Origin of the sequence: Moritella sp., from assembly GCF_033791185.1 — a bacterium.
GTDB lineage: Bacteria > Pseudomonadota > Gammaproteobacteria > Enterobacterales > Moritellaceae > Moritella.
In genome coordinates, this window is record NZ_JASJHF010000158.1 from 1 (window position 1) to 2,964 (window position 2,964).

Annotated in this window: 3 protein-coding genes and 1 pseudogene; 1 reads left to right on the forward strand and 3 read right to left on the reverse strand. The window is 40.6% G+C overall.

The annotated features are described in order from the left end of the window. Window positions 1–582: IS30 family transposase (locus tag QNK26_RS09425; protein WP_319222456.1), on the forward strand; the 582-nt coding region annotated here is incomplete at its 5' end. Here QNK26_RS09425 and QNK26_RS09430 read toward each other — a convergent pair. The 3 genes and pseudogenes from QNK26_RS09430 to QNK26_RS09440 form a co-directional block, all read right to left on the reverse strand. After that, window positions 555–860: a hypothetical protein gene (locus QNK26_RS09430; protein WP_319222457.1), complete on the reverse strand. Its 306-nt coding sequence runs from the start codon at window positions 858–860 to the stop codon at window positions 555–557. The genes QNK26_RS09425 and QNK26_RS09430 overlap by 28 nt on opposite strands. 96 nt (window positions 861–956) lie before the next feature. Next, window positions 957–2,456, reverse strand: a complete 1,500-nt coding sequence (locus QNK26_RS09435; protein ID WP_319222459.1) for a DUF1214 domain-containing protein — start codon at window positions 2,454–2,456, stop codon at window positions 957–959. Between the two features lie 9 nt (window positions 2,457–2,465). Then, window positions 2,466–2,964: pseudogene (locus QNK26_RS09440) on the reverse strand (hypothetical protein); the annotation flags it as partial.

Here is a 2,964-nt window from a genome sequence, read left to right on the forward strand (position 1 = left end):
ACCCGTGGCAATCCTTGCCGAGCACATGGTGCAACCCTTTGCATACTGTGGTTATCAACAGCATGCGGATCGCTTCGAATATCAATAGATGAGATGCCAGCTATTGTCGATGATAAAATACGTATTGGTGACTGGGAAGCTGACACTGTTATTGGTAAAAACCACAAAGGTGTTTTGGTGACGTTGGCTGATCGCGTCAGTAAAAAGACACTCATTGCACATGTTCCGTCCAAACATGCAGAGGTTGTTACAGACGCCATTATTAAGTTGCTGCTACCAGAAAAGGAGCACCTTCACACAATCACGTTCGATAATGGTAAAGAATTTGCGTATCACGCTCAAATAAAGAAGGCGCTCGGTACAGATAATTATTTTGCACACCCATACCATTCATGGGAGCGAGGTCTAAATGAAAATCATAATGGACTGATTCGACAGTATCTTCCGAAAGGCATGGAACTGAATAAAGTAACAGGCAAAGAGATTACCTTAATCCAAAACAGGCTTAATAATAGGCCTAGGAAATTACTAGGCTATAAAACGCCAAATGAAGTTTACGATGCTATGTGTTTAGCGTCATAATTAAGCGGTGTCGCACTGGCGACTGAAATCCGCGGGTTGTTTAAATCATATGAATCACGATTATGGTGAAATTTGCTAAATGCACCAAACGCTTTTACATATTTGGCAAATTGTTCATTTGAATCTGAACGTATAAAATTTTCATCGGTAACAATAACGTTCTTTTCAGTATTAGCTGAAGCGGTAACGGGTGCTGTTTCAGCTACGGGTGCAGTATCACTACAAGCAATTAACGCTAAAGACCCAGTAATAATTGAACTTAATAATAATTTTTTCATGACTTACCTTTTATGACTTTTCTATTGATCAGGGTGATCAATACGATCACCCCAAAAACTAACCGTTAATGAATAACTATGGCTCGATTGATCACATTATATTTTTTCAATATCACCTAATACCCATGTTTTATAAAAAGTCTTACTTTCTGGGCCATATAACCTGAATAATAAGAAGAAATCTTCACCGGTTGGAATCCAGTTTGATTCCTTACCTTTGGGTGCTTTAGGGCCTAAGTAAACATCGTAAGAGCCATCGCTGTTAACTTGCATGGTTTCTTTATTACGTGAAGAAAGACCCACTCGTTTTGCATTACGCACAAAGCCTTTTGTTTCCATGCTGTAAACAATCACAGACCAGAAATCTTTAGCCGGTGTGTCTTTAGGCACATTCAGTTTGTATGTGGAGGTAGCGTCAAGTAAGTCGCCTTTTTTATCACGTAAACCCGTTAGATAAAATGTACCACTGCCTAAATATTTTGGTAAATAGGTAATCCAGAAATAACTACCACCGGCTCTATCATCCACCAATACAGAATCTTCGGTTTCATACGGAAAACCTGATTGAGGTTGACCCGGAGCAAAATTCCAAACAAGCCATTGCGACAATAACGTATTGTCTTTTTTCCAAAGGGGGATCATGGCTTTACCAGGTGCAATGAAATAATCTTGCATGGATGCATAAGCTAACGATAAGCCCTCTTCTATTGCTTTCTTTTGTCTTTCTGTTGGTTTAAAAGGCTTACCTTTTTCAATGCCTAAGCCTTTCGCCAAAGAAACCATGACCTTGTCTTGAGGGCGAATAGGGTTATTTTGTATACTGTCATTTATATCTTCAAAGAAGGTGAAATTGTAATACGGAAGGCAGTCATACGGTTTTTCTGCAGCATCAAAATATTTTGTTGGCGGTGGGTTTGCGGCATCAGCTAAGTAATAGATTTTAATTTTTTGTGCGTACTCTGCTGCATCAGCGTCGGTACCACCATTAGAGAGAACCGGCCTGAATGAAAACCCGTATTGATAGGTGTCTGTTTGATAAACCAAGTAGCCTTCTTTTTGTAACTCCTCTTTAGATTTATCGCCCTTATAGCCAGGCGGTAAAAAAAGATATTTACCACCTTTGCCTTTATCTGCACCAGCTGGGCCAACATCTTCAATGGGTTGATCCCATGCATTGACGACAGTACCAAAGTAGTTCACTTTATCGGATGCCGCAGGTACTTCAATAATAATAGGACCAGGCTCTGAAGTCAGAGACGCCCAAGAATAAGCCGTTACATCATTAGCGGTTAAGAAACCGTGTTTGGAATCAAAGGGTTTACTGAGATAAATGACATCATTAAGGTCGCCGCCTAGATCACGTCGAGTCGCGGTAATAAAGTCATTCATACCCACAGCAGGCATTGCCCAAATGGCTAACTGCGTCGCTCTTTGAACCATAATTTGATATTCAATATCTTTAATGGCATTCGTTGTCGCCAACACACCGCCAGTATCATCAAAACTACCTTCAGTTGAAGCTTGCAGCATGCTAATGGGTGAACTGATGGCTAGTGCAGCCGCCAGAAAAGTCGATGTGAATAATTTCTTGTTCATAGCTAATCCTTAATTAACAACAGGTTTCTTGATTGTTTTAGGTCTGTTTTTGTCTATATCAGCAAGCCTAACAGATAACGCTTCCGTTGCTGCTTTGGCTCTCTTTTTGTTCGAGGGTAATGCGTCTTCCCATACTTGTTTCAAACGCCCGCCAGTAGCCCATATACGTGGATCATTCATGTTGGCATTTTCCATTGAATCAACGATACGCTTTTGATAGCCCACGACTAACTCTTTAGCTCGTTCGTAATTCCAAAACCCCTCTCTATTTTCTGTCAATACATAGACAATACCACTGTGTGCCTTAGTGCTCTTCTTGCCATAAGCTCGCACGGCCAACCACAAGCCATAATCCGTTTGCAGTTCAACATCCAATTTTAAATCGGTCGCACCTTTAGCAGATGAAATGGTTTTTATCACTTTGCCATGAACCACTAACTCTATGCGGTCTAACTTATCAAAATCAGGATTTAGGGACGCGCTCGCTGAAATATTTATTTTCTCACGC